Genomic DNA, 19,444 nt, shown 5'->3' with positions numbered 1-19,444 from the left:
TTAACTGTTCTTAACTCAAATATTGCATCTTAACTCAAAAAGAGTTATAATACAGAAAAAGAGTTAAGATTGCAGGTGATGACATGGAATATCTCGATAAAGTTCTGGGAGTCAAGGTTACCTATGATGATGTAGAGTTTAAGCATTTGCCCAATTTTATAGCCACAAGGTACCGTTTACAGATGGTGTCAATGAATGAACAGAAGATGATTTTTCTTTATCCTAAGACAGAACTGGAGCAGATTGAAGTACTGAAAAAACATATTGCTCGGATACAGAATAATGAGAACTTGCCTATTGTGCTGGTGCTAAAAGAACTTAGCTTTCGCCAGAAAGAATATTTGATTCGTGAGAAGATTCCATTTATTGTAGATGGAAAGCAAATTTATTTGCCCTTTATGGCAGTGTATTTGCAGGAACGGTGCAGCGCCGAAAAAAAGACAAGGGAAGAAATACTTCCATCGGCGCAGATGCTTCTACTGCATTTCATTTATGGAGGCGCACAGGAACTATCTACAAGTCAAGCTGCGAAAGACTTGGAACTGACACCTACTTCTATATCAAGGGCATCAAGACAGCTTGAAGAAATGGGATTGCTGCATATCAGAAAAGTCGGTGTGCAGAGGATCATGCAATCTGAGGATTCTCCGAAAACACTGTTCCAAAAAGCAGGAGATAAGTTGCTGAATCCAATAAAACGAACGGTTTATATTCCGAAAGAATTGGTGGGAACAGAGCTGTTGGAAAGTGGATATTCGGCGTTGGCAGAGTATTCCATGCTGAACACACCGAATGTCAGATGTTATGCGGCAGAAAGAATCTCTCAATGGAAAGATGTTATGACCAATAGCTTGCAGAATTCGCAGGTGCAAGTGGCCGTAGAGATGTGGAGATACAATCCACGAAAATTGTCCACGCGAAACATTGTAGATGAGCTTTCGCTGGCATTGGCATTGAGAGAAGATGCAGATGAACGGGTTGAAGAAGCAGTAGAAGAAATGCTGAATGAACTGTGGAGAAAGATAGATGGTTACAGGAATTGATAGCTTTAAGGAATGGTTCAAGGGCAGTGAAGAACAATATGCTATCATTGGTGGAACTGCGTGTGACATTCTGATGACGGAGGAGGGACTGGACTTCCGTGCGACAAAGGATATTGACCTTGTTTTGATTATAGAAGCAGTTGACGCAAATTTCGGAAAGAAATTTTGGGAATATGTAAAACAGGCGGGATATGAGCATTGCAACAAAAGTTCGGGTGTGCCGCAGTTTTATCGGTTTAGTCACCCAATTACAAATCAGTATCCTGCAATGATTGAACTTTTCACGCGAAAGCTGGATGCCATCCAACTTCCAGAAGATGCAGTGCTAACACCGTTACCGGTGGACGAAGATATTTCGAGTCTGTCTGCTATTCTTTTGGACGATGATTACTATGAATTTTTGAAGCAGGGGAAAGTCACCGTTGATGGAGTGACTGTCTTGGATGCGGCATATTTGATTCCGTTTAAGGCAAAAGCGTGGATGGATTTGACAGATCGTAAGGCTGCAGGAGAACACGTTGATAGCAAAAATATCAAGAAACATAAGAATGATGTTTTCCGTCTGACGGAGTTGATTGATCCCACCGCCAAGGTAGTGGCTCCCCAAGGAGTTTATGCCGATATTCAAGAGTTTGTCCAGCGTATGAAAAATGAAAACGTGGATATTAAACAGTTGGGGCTGGTTGGCAGAACAAAGGAGAAGATTCTGGAAGAATTAAAAGCAATGTACGAGACACTTTAATATAGATATTTGAAGAAATTTGGTTTACTCTCAGCAGAGGAATATCTTTGTAAAGCGAGATGTCAAGTTAACTGAACCGCCGGATGCGGAACCGCATGTCCGGTAGTGTGAGAGGTCGGCGGCAAAAGCCGTCTCCTACTCGATCGTCATTGTCACTCAGAAAAGAGCCGAAAGAGATTTTAATTGAAGATTTTGCAGAAAAAATGCAAAATCAATAAATAAATATTGATTTGAGAGTTTTATTGATTCCGTGGTATAATATTTCTATAGCATCCACAGTAGGGAGAGTACAAAATGGATAACAATCTGCAAATAAATCAAAATGCAGAACAGACCTATCATTCCATTCGCCAGTCTATTGTATCAGCACAGCATAGCATAGGTTAAGTGCTGCGGTGAACTCCACAATGGTAATAACTTATTGGGAGATTGGGGAACTGATTTATAAAGCGTGTGGAGAAAATGACAGAGCAGAATATGGAAAGAAGCTGCTTCAATATTTATCTGAACAGCTAACAGCAGAATTTGGGAAGGGATTTAGCGTACAAGGACTGCGTAATATGAGGCAATTTTATTGCACCTTTCCAAATCGCTCCACAGTGTGGAGCGTCCGGCAGTTAGAACGGCAGATCAACACGATGTACTATTAGAGAATTTTAGTAAAATTATGGAATTATATTGATTTTTTAGGAGGAATTGCATATACTTATTATAGACAAAAGATTGTCTGAGGTGAGTTTCTACCATAAAGTGGAAACCTAAAAAAGCAGGTGAGTCTCCACCATAAAGAGAGAACCTAAAAAAGCGGTGAGTCTCCACCATAAAGAGAGAACCTGAAAAAGAGGCGAGTGATGTCGTCTCTTTTTTTAACAGATGAGGAAAAATGAAATTTTATAATATCAAAGATGAATACATCAATTATTTGAAAAAATATGATGCAAAAGTTGCAGATAATAAAAAGGGAAAGCGTCCGTATGTAGGCGTGGTACTTGAGATTGATGGGATAAAATATTATACTCCATTTGCATCGCCCAAAGAAAAGCATCGTAAAATGAAGAACACAAAAGATTTTAGGAAAATTAATCAGGGAATATATGGTGCAATCAACTTTAATAATATGATACCTGTTGTGGAATCGGCATTACTTCTTATTGATATTGATGCAATGGAAGATTTAAAATATCAGCGTTTGCTTCAAAATCAATATAAGTGTATTAAAGCTGATCGGGAACAAATTCAGTTAACAGCAAAAAGATTAAGAGATATTCTTTTTAAGAAAGATGAAGAATTGAATGGCAATGACAAGAGAATAAAGGAAAGATGTTGTGATTTGCCATTGCTGGAGGAGGTTGTGAAACATTATGACAACTATTAGTAAAAAAGAAGTACATAAATTTTTAGATACACACCCGGATATACCTATCTCGGCAGCTAAATTTGAATATAGTTTATATCTTGAGCCTGAAGCAGTTGAATATGCCAATGCGATTTCAGAAAAAACGCTTGGTGAATCTGAAGAGGATTTGCGTTCGAAAAGAATGATTGAACAAGCAGAAACAACGGAAGAACTGTTGAAATTGATGCGAAAGCCTTTATCGGGAGGGAACCGAAGTAGATTAAGAGGAAAATTACTGGAATACGAAACAGTGATGATGCCATGCATAAAAGAAAAAACTATGAAAAACGGGCAGGATATCTTTATAGAAAATACTCTTTATTTTTTCTTGCACTGCGAAGAAAACTGTTGCGATTGGCTTATGAAAGAATACTCCAATATCCGGAATGAATATTTAAGATCTATGTTGTGCTTAGTAATTGGGTTTCGAGGAGATGTAGAAATGATTCCTTTTTTGATGAAAGAAACAGAACGTCTGGAAAGAACGTATCCCCAAGAAACATATGCACAAGGTCCGATACTTGCTATTCAGGAACTTGCTGTCAGATTTCTTAATTGAAGTCTATGTGGTGTTCTGAGGAGCAATGAGTAGTCCTACGTTTGTAACGTGTTTGCAACACTACATTCCAAAAATCCAGTAAAATCAAGCCTTCCAAGTTACCTAAACGATAATTATTGCTGTTCAATATTATGCTATTTATCCCGGAAGTATTTTTGCTTCCGGGATTTTATTATGTTATAGGAAATTACTCCGTAATGTTCCTATAACATAATAAAGCCCTCCGGGCAGGATTCTTTCTTGTGCATGAAAAAGATAGTGGATTTTTCAGAATAATATGTGTATAATGAAGCAAAATGTGAAAAAATAAGGGAAAAGAGAGGAAGAAAAAGTGGAAAAAAGAATTATTCAGGTAGAAGACAAGGTGCCTGCAAAGCTGCTGATCCCGCTTAGTATCCAGCATATGTTTGCCATGTTTGGTGCATCTGTACTGGTTCCGTTTCTGTTCGGGATCAATCCGGCCATCGTACTGCTGATGAACGGTGTGGGAACTTTACTGTTTATTTTGATCACAAAGGGAAAAGCTCCGGCCTACCTTGGATCAAGCTTTGCTTTTCTGTCACCGGGAATTCTGGTCATGACAAAATTCGGATACCAGTATGCACTGGGTGGATTTGTAGTTCTTGGCATTGCTGGTATGATCCTGGCGCTGATCATTGGAAAATGTGGAACCAAATGGATTGATATTGTGCTTCCCACAGCTGCAATGGGACCGGTAGTTGCACTGATCGGTCTGGAGCTTGCCGGAAGTGCTGCAAGTACAGCAGGACTTCTTGACGATAAGATAGATATGAAAAATGTGATCGTATTTCTGGTAACACTGGGAGTTGCAGTGTTTGGACAGATTCTGTTTAGAGGATTCTTATCAGTGATCCCAATCCTGATCGCAATCATTGCAGGATATGTGGCAGCAGTTCTCTGCGGAATCCTGGATTTTACAGCAGTAAAAGAGGCTACATTCTTTGCGCTGCCTAATTTCCAGCATCCGAAATTTAATCTGGAAGCGATTTTGACAATCTTCCCGGCACTTCTTCTGGTAACATCCGAGCATATCGGACATCAGATCGTAACCAGCAAGATTGTAGGGAAAGATCTGCTGAAAGAACCAGGCTTACATCGTTCTCTTTTTGCAGACTTCTTTTCTACAACTCTGTCTGCATGTATGGGTTCTGTACCCACAACTACTTATGGTGAGAATATTGGTGTTATGGCCATGACAAAGGTTTACAGTGTGCAGGTAATCGGAGGTGCGGCTGTTCTCTCTATCTGCTGTTCCTTCCTTGGAAAACTGGCAGCACTGATCAATACCATTCCCGGTCCTGTAATCGGAGGAATTTCTTTCCTACTCTATGGTATGATCGGTACATCAGGACTTCGTATGCTGGTAGATAATAAGGTAGATTACGGTAAATCCAGAAACCTGACACTGACCTCTGTTGTATTTATCGTAGGTCTTTCCGGAATCTCCCTGAATCTGGGAAATGTAAAACTGACAGGCATGGTACTGGCATGTGTTGTAGGTATGGCACTGAGCCTGGTGTTCTATATTCTGGACAAGCTACATCTGACAAATGATCAGTGATATTGGATAACTGATATATAAATGAACGAAAACCTTCGGGCAGGAATGTCCGGAGGTTTTTGTGTATAACAGTATAAAACAGTTGACAACAGTTATGCACTGTTATATACTGTTTACAGATGGAGGAGAAACATATGCATATAATAATCAATAATTCATCCATGGTACCTATTTATGAACAGATCATAGACCAGATTAAGTCTGCGATTATCAGAGGAGAGTTACAGCCGGACACTGTATTACCTTCAGTACGCAGTTTGTCAAAGGAACTGAAGATCAGTGCCCTGACTGTGAAGAAAGCCTACGACAATCTGGAAGAAGAAGGATTTACCGTCACTGTTCATGGAAAAGGAACCTACGTTGCAGCCACAAATAAAAACCTGATGAGGGAAGAACAGCTCAAAGAAGTAGAACATGATCTGGAGCAGGCAATCATGAAGGGCAGAAGATGTGGACTGAACGATGAGGAAATCAGAAATCTTTTTGAAATGATCATGGAGGACTAAGACATGTTGAAAATCAGTCATTTGCAGAAACATTACAGAGGTTTTTCGCTGGACTGTTCTATGGAAGTACAGCCTGGGATGATTACAGGACTTATTGGAAGAAATGGTTCCGGGAAATCCACCACATTTAAAGCTTTGCTCGGCTTGATTCATCCGGATGGCGGAGAGATAGAGGTCTTTGGGAAAAAGGCAGAAGAGCTTAAGCCGGAGGATAAGCAGAAACTGGCAGTTGTTTTTGCAGATTCAGGCTTCAGTATGTATCTGACAGCAGCGGGCGTGGCAAATATTATGAAAAGCATATATCCGGATTTTGACAGAGAGAAATTCCTGCAGCAGTGCAGAAGATTCAATCTGCCCACAGACAAGAAAATCAAAGAATTTTCCACTGGTATGAAAGCAAAGTTTAAAGTACTGGCAGCATTAAGCCATAAGGCAGAACTGCTGATTCTGGATGAGCCCACAGTTGGTCTGGATGTGATCGCCAGGGATGAGGTGCTGAACATGCTGAGAGAATATATGGAAGAAAATGAAAGCAGTTCTATTCTGATCAGTTCACATATTTCATCAGATCTGGAGAGTCTTTGTGACGATTTTTATATGATCCATGCCGGAAAAATTATCCTTCATGAGGATACAGATGTACTGCTGTCAGATTATGCAGTTCTTAAAGTTTCAGAAGAAGAGTACGAAAAACTGGATCAGCAATACCTTATTAAGATTCGGAAAGAAGCTTATGGATACAGGTGTCTGACAAACCAGAAACAATTTTATATGGAAAATTATCCGGATGTTGTAATTGAGAATGGAAAGATTGATGATCTGGTAGTGATGATGGAGGAACAGGTATGAAGGGATTATTTGTAAAGGATATAGAACTGATGAAACAGCAGAAACAGTCTTTTATCCTGGTTATTGTAATGGGAGTCATCCTGAATCTGGCAGGAAGCGGGAGCGTCAGTTTTGCTATAGGATATTTTATGATTGCCACAGCAATTTTTGCCATTACGACTATAAGTTATGATGAGTTTGATAATGGTCTTGCATTTCTTATGACCTTGCCGGTTACCAGAAAACAGTATGTGGCGGAGAAATATCTGCTGGGAGCAGGGCTTACGGCTGCAGCGTGGGGAATTGAAGCAATAACGGGAGTGATCTGTAAAGGTGTGGCAGAGCTTCAGGGGTGCCTGAGTGAGAAAATTATTGACACTCTGATATACATTCCACTGGCGCTTCTTATGTTGTCAGTATCGCTCCCGCTTGTAATACATTTTGGAGCAGAAAAAGGACGTTATATTGCAATGGTCATGTGGGCTATTATAATTGCCGTAGTTTATATTCTGATAAAAACAATGGGACTTTCAGCAGACGCAGTCGGTGCATGGCTGAATGGACTGAAATGGGGAATGGTATTGGCCGGAGTTGTATTATTTACAGTAATTGTATATATGGGATCTTTTTGGATTGGTGTCCGGCTTATGGAGAAGAAAGAATTCTGATGTGTCTCGAATATGGTTGTAATTATAAAAGCAGTGTGCTAAAATTATATCAGCGTAATTGAATAGCTGTTAAGTGAACATTATCATACGCAGATTTTGTGTATGATAATGTGAGAGGGAATCAGGTGAAATGCCTGAACGGTTGCGGCCACTGTATACAGAAAAAAAGCGGGATTGTAATATGTCATTGCATAAATATGTGAGAAGGCGGAATCCGGCTGTCAGAGAGTATCTGGAAATATTTCTGATACAATATTCATGAACTGCTGAAGCATGGATGTTGTATCAGTTTTTATTTTATGGGAACTTTCTGTGATCTGTGAGTCAGGAAACCTGCCTGACAGCGTAAAGAAGGAGCTTCCGTAAAAAGTATCCGTTATTCTTATCACTTCTATTTTACTTTTTCTGAAGTCTCATCTTTTCGGTTACACGAACAGGTAAATAACATATACGAAAAGAGAGGAAGTCAAATGAAAAACAGGTATTTATCCACAAGAATCATGGCAATTATGATGGCAGCAGCTATGGCAGTTTCCGCAGCTCCGGCAGCTTTTGCAGCAGAGAGAGCAGACTCTGAGACAATCAAAGAGGACAATCAGCCGGCAGCAGATGCAGACTCTGATACACAGGAAGATGCAGACGCACAGGATTCAGCAGATGCAGATAAGACAGCAGACGCAGAAGGTACAAAGACAGAATATCCTCTGACCATCACAACCTATGATTATGATGGAAATGAAATCGAAACAACCTATGAAAAGGCACCGGAGAAAGTTCTTGCTGTATATCAGGGAAGCATTGAAACCATGCTTGCACTTGGCCTGGAAGACCGTCTGGTAGCTACTGCAGGTCTTGACAATGAAGTTCCGGATGAACTTAAAGATGCATTTTCAAAAACAAATTATCTTGATGAATTTACCCCATCCCTTGAGACTGTAACGATGTTGGAGCCAGACATGATCTTATCCTGGAGCTCCCTGTTTTCTGATAAAAATCTCGGAAATGTAACAGACTGGATTGACAAAGGCTGCAACACTTATTACAACACAAACACACGCCCTGACGGAGACAGAACTCTGGAAAATGAATTTACAGACATCTTAAATCTTGGAAAGATTTTTGATGTACAGGACAAAGCACAGGCAATCGTAGATGATGCAAAGGCAGTGATCGATAAAACTCTTACAGCAACAGCAGATGTAGAAGAGAAACCAAGCGTAATGGTTCTGGAACCTCTTGGAGAAGATATCACAAACTATGGTGCAAAGAGCCTTGGTGGAGATATGGTAACACAACTGGGTGCGACTCTGGCAAACCCGGATGCTTCTACAGCAGGAAAAGAAGATATCATTGCAGCAAACCCTGATGTGATTTTTGTTGTATACATGCCATATGCAGGTGATGATCCGGAAACTGTAAAAGAAAGCCAGCTTGCCGTTATCAAGGATGACGAAGCACTTCAGAGCCTTGACGCTGTAAAGAACGGTCGTGTTTATCCGATCATGCTCAGTGAAATGTACGCAAGTGCAACACGTACACAGGATGGTATTGAAACTTTCGCAAAAGGATTATATCCGGATGTGAATTTTGACTGATTGAGGACATAACAGTGAAAGAACAGGTTTCACAGACAAAAAAAGGCAGTGTGCTCAGGACATCCATGTATGTGGCAGTTCTTATCGGGCTTGCGGCATTTTTGATTTTTTCCATTCTTGCAGCAATCACTTTTGGAAATGCAGATCTGTTACTGAAAGATGTTTACAGTGTCATTGCATATAAATTGTTTCATATCAAAAGCCTGTCCGCCTATGCAGAAGGCGCAGTTCACGATGTTGTGTGGCTGATCCGGCTGCCCAGAGTCCTGCTGGCTCTGGCAGTTGGAATGGCTCTTTCCGTCTGTGGCGTAGTTATGCAGGCGATTGTCCAGAACCCACTGGCAGATCCGTATGTACTTGGTATTTCATCCGGTGCATCCTTTGGTGCAACACTGGCGATCATGCTTGGAGTTGGTGGATTTCTCGGTGGAAACTCAGTTGGTGTTACTGCATTTATTGGTGCAATGGTCACTTCTTTTGCAGTAATTGCCATTGCAAACATGGGCGGAAAAGCTACTTCTGCCAAACTGATCCTTGCCGGAATGGCTGTCAGTGCGGTATGTTCTGCTTTTTCCAATTTTGTTATCTATATCACCAATGACAAAAATGCAGCAACAGAAGTAATGAAGTGGACGATGGGAAGCCTTGCAGGCGCAAGCTGGAGCAGAGTAGGTGTAATGCTTCCTGTTACATTGATCTGTGTAATTATTTTCTGGACGCAATATCGTAATCTGAATCTGATGCTGTTAGGAGATGATGTATCGATCACACTGGGAACTGATTTGCACAGGCTGAGAACTTTTTATCTGATCGTTGCTTCTGTAATGATTGGGTTTGCAGTATATTGTGCGGGTGTGATCGGCTTTGTAGGACTTGTGATCCCTCATGTGATCAGAATCCTGTTTGGAACAGACCACAGAAGATTACTGCCATTAAGTGCACTGCTTGGTGCATCATTCCTGATCTGGTGTGATGTGGCATGTCGTGTGATCCTGAAGAATTCTGAGATGCCGATCGGTGTGCTGGTATCCATTATCGGTGCTCCATGCTTTATTTATCTGCTTGTGCGGAAATCCTATGGATTTGGAGGTAGTAAGTAATGAAAATCACTACAGAAGATATTCAGGTTGGATTTCACGCCAGACAGATACTGAAGGGAATTTCCATAGAGTCAAAGGATAAGGAACTGGTAGGGATCATCGGACCAAACGGAAGCGGAAAATCTACATTATTAAAATGCATCTACCGTATCCTGAAGCCAGATGCAGGTGCCGTTTATTTGGACGGCGAAGAACTCCATTCCATGAGCGTAAAAAGCTCCGCCAGAAAAATGGCAGTTGTGGCACAGCACAATTACTACAACTTTGATTTTACCGTACGGGAAGTCGTGTTGATGGGACGTGCACCTCATAAGAAAGCATTGGAACGGGATAATGCAAAAGATTACCGGATTGTTGAAGAAGCACTGAAAACGGTACAGATGGATGCATTTGCGGATCGCACATTTTCTACGCTGTCAGGTGGAGAGCAGCAGAGGGTTATTCTGGCAAGAGCACTTGCACAGCAGACACCTGCACTGATCCTTGATGAGCCGACTAACCATCTGGATATCACACATCAGATCATGCTGATGGAACTGGTAAAGAAACTTAACGTAACTGTAATATCAGCTATCCATGACCTGAATATTGCGGCGGCATACTGTGATAAGATTTATGTATTGAAAGATGGTGTGCTGGAAGGATATGGAACTCCACAGGAAGTACTCACTCAGGAGCTGATCAAAAGGATTTACCAGGTAGATTCGGAAGTGGTAAATGACAGCCGCGGGAAGATGCATATTTTATTTTTATAATATGAGAATTGACAGGCCAGAGTCAGAAAAAATTTTGACTCTGGCCTGTTGTATATGGAGGAAAAAGATGAATAAGATAGGAATTTTAACGTGTATTCATTCTAATAATGTATGCGCCAGAGTCGGATGCCTGGCAGCATTTCAGAACAGAACTGATTTCTTTCAGGATTATCCGGAAGATACCTGTCTGGCAGCAATGATGACCTGCAATGGATGCAAAGACGCCAACCCGACAGACCCCATAGAAGACAAAGGAATCCTGGAAAAGATAGACAGACTGGTCAGCGAAAAGATCAGTGCCATCCACGTAGGTGTCTGTCGTCTTCCGGATGGAAAGCATGAATGTCCAAGGATGACACAGATCTGCAATATGATAGAAGAACGTGGAATCAAAGTGATCAGAGGAACACATAAAGAATAAAAAAGTTTCTATACAATTTATAAAATAAAAAGAATATAAAATGCCTTGAAAATAAGAGTAAGTAATGCTAACATAAGTATAAAGCATATTTCTCTTATATTTCAAGGCATTTTTGCCGTCTGATTATTCTAATCTCAATTCAGAAATCCATGCTTTTAATTCCAGTTAATTATGAAAAGCAGGAGCTGAGAAGTGATAAGAATAGCACAAAATGTTCTTTGACTCCTGCGGAAAACAGGAGGTATTGCCAATGGCAAAAAGAAAGAACAAAAAAATTACTGTGAAAAGAAACCGATTGAAGGGTTATTAGCAACTAAATATAAATTATAAAATTATATAAGAACATGTTGAGTTTTATAAGATATTAGGGTGGAATATTATTGAAAGGAGTTGATACTTTGAGTAAATATTATTCTATACATGAATTTTCAAAAATTATAGGCGTATCTGCCCAGACATTACGAAATGGGGATGCCAATGGAAAACTTCATCCGCATCATACTACAGTAAGTGGCTATAGATATTATTCTGATGAGTAACTCAACCAGGTAATAAATGTAAAGCCTAAAAACCGCATTACAATTGGATATTGTCGCGTTTCAAGCCATAAACAGAAAGATGATATGGAAAGACAGATTGATAATGTTAAGACATATCTTTTGGCAAAAGGACAGCCATTTGAGGTAATAAGTGATATCGGTTCCGGGATTAATTATAAGAAAAAAGGACTTCAGGAATTGATCAGGCGAATATCTCAAAATCAGGTTGAAAAGGTTGTTGTTTTATATAAAGATCGGCTATTACGATTTGGTTTTGAGCTGATAGAATATATCGCTTCACTTTATAATTGTGAGATTGAGATTATTGATAATACTGAAAAATCCGAACAGCAGGAACTTGTTGAGGATCTGGTTCAGATAATCACAGTATTCAGTTGTAAATTACAAGGAAAACGAGCGGATAAAGCTAAGAAACTTATCCGTGAACTGATACAGGAGGAAACAGATGGTAAAAGCCATAAAAGTAATGTTGATACCAAATAATGTACAGAAAACTAAGATGTTTCAGTACGCAGGTGCTTCAAGATTTGCTTATAACTGGGCTTTGGCCAGGGAAATAGAAAACTATGAAAAAGGTGAAAAATTCATTTCAGATGCAGAACTCAGAAAAGAATTTACAAAGCTTAGACATTCTGATGAATATGCATGGTTACTGAGTATTTCAAATAATGTAACCAAACAGGCGATCAAAGATGCCTGTACTGCTTATAAGAATTTTTTCAAAGGTTTGCAGAAATTTCCAAGATTCAAGTCAAAAAAGAGATCAATGCCGAAGTTCTATCAGGACAACGTTAAGATACGATTCAGTAATACCCACGTTAAATTTGAAGGCTTTTCCTCCAGCAGGAAGGCAAATAAGCAAAAAATGAATTGGGTAAGACTTGCAGAACATGGAAGGATTCCGACAGATGCTAAATATATGAATCCGCGAATATCCTTTGACGGATTGAACTGGTGGATCAGCGTATGTGTAGAATTTCCTGACTGCAGGGAAACACTTAATGATGACGGAGTCGGCATAGACTTGGGAATCAAAGATCTGGCGATCTGTTCTGATGGAACTAAGTATAAGAACATCAATAAGAGTCAGAAAATAAAGAAATTAGAAAAACAGAAACGCAGATTACAGCGTAGTATCTCTCGTTCTTACGAGAAAAATAAAAAAGGAGAAAGTTACTGTAAAACAAATAATGTAATCAAAAAGGAAAAACTTTTATTAAAACGAAATCACAGATTAACAAATATCCGTAAAAATTATTTAAATCAGACCATATCGGAGATCGTAGATCGAAAACCAAGATTTATATGTATTGAAGATCTGAATGTCAGCGGAATGATGAAAAACAGACATTTATCCAAAGCAGTTCAGGCACAGGGGTTTTTCCGGTTTAGAAAACAGCTTGAATATAAGTGCAGCGATAAAGGGATCCAGCTTATTGTGGCTGATCGGTTTTATCCATCATCAAAGCTTTGCAGCTGTTGTGGAAACATCAAAAAAGATCTGAAGTTATCTGACAGAGTTTATAGATGTGCGTGTGGGAATATGATTGACAGAGATTTCCAGGCATCTATAAATCTCAAGACTTATGGAGAAAAATTTGCAGGTTGACACTGAAACGTTAATGCAAATATGTACGGATACGTTAGTCCGGAATTTACGCCTATGGAGAGTACAAGAACTTGTGAGTAGATAGATATTTATATCATCAAAAGCATACTCGTTGAAGTAGGAATGAAACATAGAAGTTTATAACTTTTTTATAAGTTTTCAGTAACGGTAGTCGCTATGAGTATATTTGAATATAACGAGGAAGAGGAAAAAAGAAAACTCAGGAAAGCTGAGTATGAAGCTGGTATGGCAGAAGGAGTAATGAAAACTAAAAAAGAAACAGCAATTTCATTGGCTGAAATGGGATTATCCGTGCAGCAGATTACTCAGGGAGTAAAAGTAGAAGAAAAGACTGTATATAAGTGGCTGAATGAAAAAAAGAATATGAAAACCACATATTAAAAATAATGGAAGCGGAGTCCACATTAACTGTAAATGTGGACTCTTTTGGACTAAATGAACACATAAAAACACAACCCTATTGGATTTATCTATATCAGTATGTTAAAATAATTAATTGATAAAGGATTTTAACAGATGAAGCGATAAAAGAATAACTACTGATTTTATAAAGAAAAAGGAGTTTTTAAATATACTATGGAGAAACTTGTTATTGGTATCCTTGCCCACGTAGATGCAGGTAAGACTACGTTGTCGGAGGGAATTTTATATTTAACGGGAAAAATCCGTAAGCTGGGGCGGGTGGATCATAAGGATGCGTATCTGGACACCTATAACCTGGAACGGGAACGAGGAATTACGATTTTTTCCAAGCAGGCGGAGTTTGAACTGGGAAACAGGGGGATAACTCTGCTGGATACGCCGGGACATGTGGATTTCTCAGCGGAAATGGAGAGAACACTTCAGGTTCTGGATTATGCCATCCTTGTAATCAATGGAGCGGATGGTGTGCAGGGGCATACCATGACGTTATGGAGACTTCTGGCAAGATACCAGATTCCGACGTTCCTGTTTATCAATAAAATGGACCAGGATGGAACAGATAAAGAGAAACTTCTGGCAGAATTAAAGAAGCGATTAAGTGATAATTGCGTTGATTTCACCTGGGAAAAATCAGCTCTGCATTCTCAGTTTCTGGAAGATGTTTCTGTCTGCGATGAGGAACTGCTTGAAAAATACCTGGAAACAGAGAAAATATCAACATCAGATATCCAAAAAGTAATCAAAGAGCGAAAACTTTTCCCATGTTTCTTTGGCTCTGCGCTGAAAATGACAGGTGTAGAAGAATTCCTCCATGGTTTGGAAAAATACTGCGAGACACCGACATATCCGTCTGAGTTCGGGGCAAAAGTATTCAAGATTGCCAGAGACGATCAGGGCAATCGTTTAAGCTATATGAAAATCACAGGTGGAACATTGAAGGTGAAGGAACTTCTTACAGATACAGAGAAAGCGGATCAGATCCGTATTTATTCCGGTGCGAAATTTGAGCTTGCAAAGGAAGCTCCTGCAGGAACTATCTGTGCAGTGACCGGCCTTTCCCAGACACATCCGGGACAGGGATTTGGGATTGAACGGGAATCTGAGATGCCGGTTCTGGAACCTGTATTAAATTACAGAATTCTGCTTCCTGAGGACTGTGATGTTCACCAGATGCTGAAGAAACTCAAAGAGCTGGAAGAGGAGGAACCGGAGCTTCACATTGTATGGAATGAGCAGCTTGGAGAAATCCATGCCATGCTGATGGGTGAGGTTCAGATTGAGATATTAAAGCATCTGATCTGGGAACGTTTCCATGTAGCAGTAGAGTTTGGCACAGGAAATATCGTATATAAAGAAACAATCGCAGAGCCGGTAGAAGGTGTAGGCCATTTTGAACCGCTGCGTCATTATGCAGAAGTACACCTGCTTCTGGAACCGGGAGAGCCGGGAAGTGGACTGCAGTTTTTTACTGCATGCAGTGAGGACGTGCTGGATCGTAACTGGCAGCGACTGATCCTGACTCATCTGGAAGAACGGGAGCATCCGGGAGTACTGACCGGTTCTCCCATCACAGATATGCAGATCACACTGATCACAGGACGTGCCCATCTGAAACACACAGAGGGCGGCGATTTCCGGCAGGCGACGTACAGGGCTGTGCGGCAGGGATTAAAGAAAGCAAAAAGTGTACTGCTTGAGCCATATTATGAGTTCAGACTTGAGATTCCGGGAGATATGATCGGGCGTGCTATGACTGATATTCAGAAAATGAATGGAACCTTCCAGCAGCCGGAAGCGGATGAGGATGATATGATGGTATTGAAGGGGAGTGCGCCTGTATCAATGATGCGAGATTATCAGACACAGGTAACCTCCTATACAAAGGGACGGGGCAGATTATTCTGTTCATTGAAGGGCTATGCCCCATGTCAGAATCAGGATGAAATTGTAGAGGAGATTGGATATGATTCCGAACGTGACCTGGACAATCCCACGGGTTCTGTATTTTGTGCTCATGGAGCTGGATTTGTGGTGCCATGGTATGAAGTAGAGGATTATATGCACTTAGAAGGGGTTGACGAGTCTGAGCTGAGTGATACCATACCGGATAGTGAAGAAAGTACAGCAGGAAACAGGAATGGAAGGAATCAGGGAGACTCAGGTTATTGCCCGCCAAAGAATGCCGGCGTAGGAAGCTATGAGGATGAGGAAGAACTGAAAGCTATTTTTGAGAGAACTTTCGGACCAGTCAATCGTTACAAAGAACCACAGTTTAAGAGAACATTTTCTTCAAAATCTGACAGCGGCAGCTATTACCGTAACAGCTCTTCTGCTAAGAAGAAAGAAAAAGAATATCTCCTTGTAGATGGCTATAACATCATCTATGCTTGGGAAGATTTAAAAGAGCTGGCAGATGCAAACCTCCATGCAGCTCAGACAAAACTGATGGATATTCTGAGCAACTATCAGGGCTTTAAGAAATGTACGTTAATTCTTGTATTTGACGCTTACAAGATAGAGGGCCATGCAGAGGAAGTGATCACCTATCATAACATCCACGTAGTCTACACAAAAGAAGCTGAGACAGCAGATCAGTATATCGAGAAAACGGTCCATAAGATCGGCCGTGAAAACCAGATAACGGTAGCTACCTCCGATGGACTGGAGCAGATTATCATCATGGGACAGGGTGCCCACCGTATGTCTGCCAGAGGTCTTCGGGATGAAATAAAAGCTACAGAAAATCAGATCCGCCAGCAATGGCATGAGAAACGTCAGAGCAGCAAGAATTATCTGATCGACAATATTTCTGATGAAATGGCACAATATATGAAAGAGAAACGACTTGGAAAACAGTAAAAGGGAGATGCAGTCATGAAAGAAAAGCTGACACAAAAAGATGTTGAGAAAATTCAGCAGGAGATCGATCACCGCAAGCTGGTTGTACGAAAAGAAGCAATAGAAGCTGTAAAGGAAGCCAGAGCTCAGGGAGACCTGAGTGAGAATTTTGAATATTATGCGGCCAAGAAGCATAAGAATCAGAACGAAAGCCGTATCCGTTACCTTGAGAATATGCTGAAAACAGCAACCATTGTTTCTGATGATTCCAAAGACGATGAAGTTGGAATGGATGATATTGTAGAGGTATATTTCGAGGAAGACGATGAGATTGAGAAATATAAGCTGGTAACTTCCATAAGAGGAAACTCCATGGAAAACCGCATCAGCATTGAATCTCCCATTGGTATGGCTCTGAAAGGTCACAAGGTTGGAGACAGAGTGGAAGTAAAGGTAAATGATAACTACAGTTACTTCCTGGAAATCCGTTCTATTGATAAGACTGGTTCCGAGGATGAAGAGATCCGCGGATTCTGATAATAATACTGTCGAAATACAGGATCCGGATTGATAAAAGAACTATTGTAAGAGATGAACACCGGTTAGTGTCATATCTCCTGCAATGGTTCTTTTTATTTTTATATCAAAAATACGGATGAATTTATGGGAACCTTACACAGAATGAATAGGATGACTGGAAATTTTACATGGATTTAACATTCTCATAGGGATGATTTTACAAAGCATGGTTATGATGAGAAGCAAGTCAGGGATATGTATCGCAAAAAAACATATATATGCCTGCACATGTCTGAGACTGCCATCAGATGGCAGAAAGTAAATAACCATATACTTATGAAAAGGGAAAAGGAGAATAATCATGGATTTATTCAGTATATTAACATTGATCGGAGGCCTTGCATTATTTTTGTATGGTATGAATGCAATGGGAGATGGCCTTGCGAAGGTTTCCGGCGGAAAGCTGGAGAAGATTCTTGAAAATCTTACTTCAAATCCCATAAAAGCAGTGCTTTTGGGAGCAGGAGTAACAGCAGTGATCCAGTCATCTTCAGCTACGACTGTTATGGTAGTAGGTTTTGTAAATTCAGGGATCATGAAATTATCACAGGCAGTAGGAGTGATCATGGGTGCCAATATCGGTACTACGATCACCTCCTGGATCTTAAGCCTGACAGGAATACAGAGTGATAATTTTATCATTCAGATGTTTAAACCAACATCATTTTCCCCTGTGCTTGCGATCATTGGTGTGATTTTTATTTTGTTTATCAATGATTCAAAGAAGAAAGATATCGGAAGTATTTTTATTGGTTTTGCAATCCTGATGTACGGTATGGATATGATGAGTTCTGCTGTAAAACCCCTTGCAGAAGTGCCGGAATTTACAAACCTGTTACTTAAATTTTCAAATCCGTTGTTAGGTGTTATAGCAGGTGCCCTTCTTACTGCAGTGATCCAGTCATCTTCTGCATCCGTAGGTATTCTGCAGGCCCTGTGTCTTACAGGTGCAGTACCGTTCAGTGCAGCAATCCCGATCATTATGGGACAGAACATCGGAACCTGTATTACTGCAATCCTTTCTGCAATCGGAGCCAAGAAGAATGCAAAACGTGCAGCAGCAGTACATCTGTATTTCAACCTGATCGGTACGGTTATCTTTATGACTGTATTCTATCTTATAAATGCAGTTGTTGGATTTTCTTTCTTCCATCAGGTAGCAACACCGGCAGGAATTGCTGTTATCCACAGTGTATTTAATGTTACTGCAACGATCATTCTCCTTCCTTTTGCAAAGGGACTGGAGAAACTTGCCTGTCTTACAATCCGGGACAAAAAAGAGGACGTTGTTGTTTCAGCAGAGGACAGAGAGTTTATGATCCTGGAGCCTCGTTTTCTGGAGAAACCGGCATTTGCAGTAGAGCAGAGCCGCAATGCAGCCAGAAAAATGGCAGAAGAATCCCACAATGCACTGTTTACAGCACTGAGTCTGGTGGATAAATACAGTGAAGAAGGCGTAGAACGTGTGGAAAACATGGAATCCAAGGTTGACCGCTATGAAGATGAACTGGGAACTTATCTGGTGAAGCTGAGCCACAAAGATATCTCAGAAGCAGACAGTCACAGTCTTTCCATTATGCTTCACTGTATTGGGGATTTTGAACGTATTTCCGACCATGCGGTAAATATTATGGAATCAGCACAGGAGCTTTATGAAAAAGGACTGAAGTTTTCCGTAAATGCAAAGAAGGACCTGGAGGTGCTTGGACAGGCAGTGGAAGATATTATCAATATGGCATACAAAGTTTTTGATACACAGGATACGCAGCTTGCAGAGAAGATCGAACCGCTGGAAGAAGTGATAGATGAGCTTTCCAAAGAAGTGAAACGTCGTCATGTACAGAGACTGCGAAACGGCGAATGTACCATTGAGATGGGATTTATCCTTTCGGACATCACCACCTGTCTGGAACGTGTGGCAGATCACTGCTCCAATATCGGTGTCTGTGTAACACAGGTTAGTGAAGATCTGTATGATACGCACAGCCATCTGAATACAGTGAAAACCCATCCAGACGAAGCCTTCTATCACGAGCTGGAGGATGCACGGATTAAATATCAGTTGTCATAATCATATGGAAGTTATCTGAATGGTGGATAGAAACTGGTATAAAAAATAACAGAAAAAGAAAAGTCCGGGCACCCTGGAATATACTCTGGGAGATGCACCGGATTTTTCATGTTACTGACCTACTCACAGCAATGGATTTTCTTGACTG

Annotated in this window: 18 protein-coding genes, 1 pseudogene and 1 riboswitch; all 19 genes and pseudogenes read left to right on the top strand. The window is 40.5% G+C overall.

Annotated elements, in window-relative coordinates; all coding sequences use genetic code 11:
- Nucleotides 1–83: 83 nt before the first annotated feature.
- The 19 genes and pseudogenes from ACTNC6_RS08130 (at nt 84) to ACTNC6_RS08040 (ending at nt 19,296) form a co-directional block, all read left to right on the top strand.
- A complete protein-coding gene (locus tag ACTNC6_RS08130) occupies nt 84–1,043 on the top strand; it encodes a MarR family transcriptional regulator (protein ID WP_441036349.1) in 960 nt (319 codons plus the stop codon).
- Nucleotides 1,027–1,785, top strand: a complete 759-nt coding sequence (locus ACTNC6_RS08125) for a hypothetical protein (RefSeq protein WP_441043817.1) — start codon at nt 1,027–1,029, stop codon at nt 1,783–1,785. The genes ACTNC6_RS08130 and ACTNC6_RS08125 overlap by 17 nt, the downstream gene beginning before the upstream one ends.
- A gap of 407 nt (nt 1,786–2,192) precedes the next feature.
- Nucleotides 2,193–2,435: a DUF1016 N-terminal domain-containing protein gene (locus ACTNC6_RS08120; protein ID WP_441043816.1), complete on the top strand. Its 243-nt coding sequence runs from the start codon at nt 2,193–2,195 to the stop codon at nt 2,433–2,435.
- A 233-nt stretch (nt 2,436–2,668) separates the two neighbouring features.
- Nucleotides 2,669–3,160, top strand: coding sequence for a type III toxin-antitoxin system ToxN/AbiQ family toxin (locus ACTNC6_RS08115; RefSeq protein ID WP_441043815.1), 492 nt, complete (start codon nt 2,669–2,671; stop codon nt 3,158–3,160).
- Nucleotides 3,147–3,740 (top strand): hypothetical protein, encoded by a 594-nt coding sequence (locus ACTNC6_RS08110; RefSeq protein WP_441043814.1) that lies wholly within the window; start codon nt 3,147–3,149, stop codon nt 3,738–3,740. The genes ACTNC6_RS08115 and ACTNC6_RS08110 overlap by 14 nt, the downstream gene beginning before the upstream one ends.
- 331 nt (nt 3,741–4,071) lie before the next feature.
- Entirely contained in the window at nt 4,072–5,322 is a 1,251-nt protein-coding gene (gene uraA / locus ACTNC6_RS08105) for a uracil permease (RefSeq protein WP_173742730.1), read from the top strand.
- 134 nt (nt 5,323–5,456) lie between these two features.
- On the top strand, nt 5,457–5,828 hold the full coding sequence (locus ACTNC6_RS08100; RefSeq protein ID WP_008705927.1) for a GntR family transcriptional regulator: 372 nt from the start codon (nt 5,457–5,459) through the stop codon (nt 5,826–5,828).
- Between the two features lie 3 nt (nt 5,829–5,831).
- The gene (locus tag ACTNC6_RS08095) at nt 5,832–6,677 is read left to right on the top strand and encodes an ABC transporter ATP-binding protein (RefSeq protein ID WP_441043813.1); all 846 of its coding nucleotides are present in this window, start codon (nt 5,832–5,834) and stop codon (nt 6,675–6,677) included.
- Nucleotides 6,674–7,324: an ABC-2 transporter permease gene (locus tag ACTNC6_RS08090; protein WP_441043812.1), complete on the top strand. Its 651-nt coding sequence runs from the start codon at nt 6,674–6,676 to the stop codon at nt 7,322–7,324. Before ACTNC6_RS08095 ends, ACTNC6_RS08090 begins: the two co-directional genes overlap by 4 nt.
- A 78-nt stretch (nt 7,325–7,402) precedes the next feature.
- Nucleotides 7,403–7,679: riboswitch (cobalamin riboswitch) on the top strand.
- 115 nt (nt 7,680–7,794) lie between these two features.
- A complete protein-coding gene (locus ACTNC6_RS08085) occupies nt 7,795–8,919 on the top strand; it encodes an ABC transporter substrate-binding protein (RefSeq protein WP_173702285.1) in 1,125 nt (374 codons plus the stop codon).
- Nucleotides 8,920–8,933: 14 nt separating this feature from the next.
- Nucleotides 8,934–10,019 carry a FecCD family ABC transporter permease gene (locus tag ACTNC6_RS08080; RefSeq protein WP_441043811.1) on the top strand — a complete coding sequence of 362 codons (1,086 nt, stop codon included), beginning with the start codon at nt 8,934–8,936 and terminating at the stop codon, nt 10,017–10,019.
- Entirely contained in the window at nt 10,019–10,774 is a 756-nt protein-coding gene (locus tag ACTNC6_RS08075; RefSeq protein ID WP_441043810.1) for an ABC transporter ATP-binding protein, read from the top strand. The genes ACTNC6_RS08080 and ACTNC6_RS08075 overlap by 1 nt, the downstream gene beginning before the upstream one ends.
- A gap of 67 nt (nt 10,775–10,841) precedes the next feature.
- Complete coding sequence (locus ACTNC6_RS08070) at nt 10,842–11,195, top strand: CGGC domain-containing protein (RefSeq protein ID WP_441043809.1); 354 nt, start codon at nt 10,842–10,844, stop codon at nt 11,193–11,195.
- A gap of 398 nt (nt 11,196–11,593) precedes the next feature.
- Nucleotides 11,594–12,238 (top strand): annotated as a pseudogene (locus tag ACTNC6_RS08065) (IS607 family transposase).
- On the top strand, nt 12,201–13,364 hold the full coding sequence (locus ACTNC6_RS08060) for an RNA-guided endonuclease InsQ/TnpB family protein (RefSeq protein ID WP_441043808.1): 1,164 nt from the start codon (nt 12,201–12,203) through the stop codon (nt 13,362–13,364). Before ACTNC6_RS08065 ends, ACTNC6_RS08060 begins: the two are co-directional and overlap by 38 nt.
- 177 nt (nt 13,365–13,541) lie before the next feature.
- On the top strand, nt 13,542–13,766 hold the full coding sequence (locus ACTNC6_RS08055) for a hypothetical protein (protein WP_441043807.1): 225 nt from the start codon (nt 13,542–13,544) through the stop codon (nt 13,764–13,766).
- Nucleotides 13,767–13,961: 195 nt separating this feature from the next.
- A complete protein-coding gene (locus ACTNC6_RS08050) occupies nt 13,962–16,667 on the top strand; it encodes an NYN domain-containing protein (RefSeq protein WP_441043806.1) in 2,706 nt (901 codons plus the stop codon).
- Nucleotides 16,668–16,682: 15 nt separating this feature from the next.
- On the top strand, nt 16,683–17,183 hold the full coding sequence (greA, locus tag ACTNC6_RS08045) for a transcription elongation factor GreA (protein ID WP_008705914.1): 501 nt from the start codon (nt 16,683–16,685) through the stop codon (nt 17,181–17,183).
- A 343-nt stretch (nt 17,184–17,526) separates the two neighbouring features.
- The gene (locus tag ACTNC6_RS08040; RefSeq protein ID WP_441043805.1) at nt 17,527–19,296 is read left to right on the top strand and encodes a Na/Pi cotransporter family protein; all 1,770 of its coding nucleotides are present in this window, start codon (nt 17,527–17,529) and stop codon (nt 19,294–19,296) included.
- The last annotated feature ends 148 nt before the right edge of the window (nt 19,297–19,444 follow it).

Origin of the sequence: Blautia sp. HCP3S3_C4, from assembly GCF_052064095.1 — a bacterium.
Classification (GTDB): domain Bacteria; phylum Bacillota; class Clostridia; order Lachnospirales; family Lachnospiraceae; genus Blautia_A.
Note: the sequence above shows the minus strand (reverse complement) of the source record. Positions and strands in the feature narration are given on the sequence as shown.

Coding starts and splice junctions, on each gene's coding strand:
- ACTNC6_RS08130 (WP_441036349.1), top strand. CDS start 84: ATGGAATATCTCGATAAAGTTCTGGGAGTCAAGGTTACCTATGATGAT.
- ACTNC6_RS08125 (WP_441043817.1), top strand. CDS start 1,027: ATGGTTACAGGAATTGATAGCTTTAAGGAATGGTTCAAGGGCAGTGAA.
- ACTNC6_RS08120 (WP_441043816.1), top strand. CDS start 2,193: ATGGTAATAACTTATTGGGAGATTGGGGAACTGATTTATAAAGCGTGT.
- ACTNC6_RS08115 (WP_441043815.1), top strand. CDS start 2,669: ATGAAATTTTATAATATCAAAGATGAATACATCAATTATTTGAAAAAA.
- ACTNC6_RS08110 (WP_441043814.1), top strand. CDS start 3,147: ATGACAACTATTAGTAAAAAAGAAGTACATAAATTTTTAGATACACAC.
- ACTNC6_RS08100 (WP_008705927.1), top strand. CDS start 5,457: ATGCATATAATAATCAATAATTCATCCATGGTACCTATTTATGAACAG.
- ACTNC6_RS08095 (WP_441043813.1), top strand. CDS start 5,832: ATGTTGAAAATCAGTCATTTGCAGAAACATTACAGAGGTTTTTCGCTG.
- ACTNC6_RS08090 (WP_441043812.1), top strand. CDS start 6,674: ATGAAGGGATTATTTGTAAAGGATATAGAACTGATGAAACAGCAGAAA.
- ACTNC6_RS08085 (WP_173702285.1), top strand. CDS start 7,795: ATGAAAAACAGGTATTTATCCACAAGAATCATGGCAATTATGATGGCA.
- ACTNC6_RS08075 (WP_441043810.1), top strand. CDS start 10,019: ATGAAAATCACTACAGAAGATATTCAGGTTGGATTTCACGCCAGACAG.
- ACTNC6_RS08070 (WP_441043809.1), top strand. CDS start 10,842: ATGAATAAGATAGGAATTTTAACGTGTATTCATTCTAATAATGTATGC.
- ACTNC6_RS08060 (WP_441043808.1), top strand. CDS start 12,201: ATGGTAAAAGCCATAAAAGTAATGTTGATACCAAATAATGTACAGAAA.
- ACTNC6_RS08055 (WP_441043807.1), top strand. CDS start 13,542: ATGAGTATATTTGAATATAACGAGGAAGAGGAAAAAAGAAAACTCAGG.
- ACTNC6_RS08050 (WP_441043806.1), top strand. CDS start 13,962: ATGGAGAAACTTGTTATTGGTATCCTTGCCCACGTAGATGCAGGTAAG.
- greA (WP_008705914.1), top strand. CDS start 16,683: ATGAAAGAAAAGCTGACACAAAAAGATGTTGAGAAAATTCAGCAGGAG.
- ACTNC6_RS08040 (WP_441043805.1), top strand. CDS start 17,527: ATGGATTTATTCAGTATATTAACATTGATCGGAGGCCTTGCATTATTT.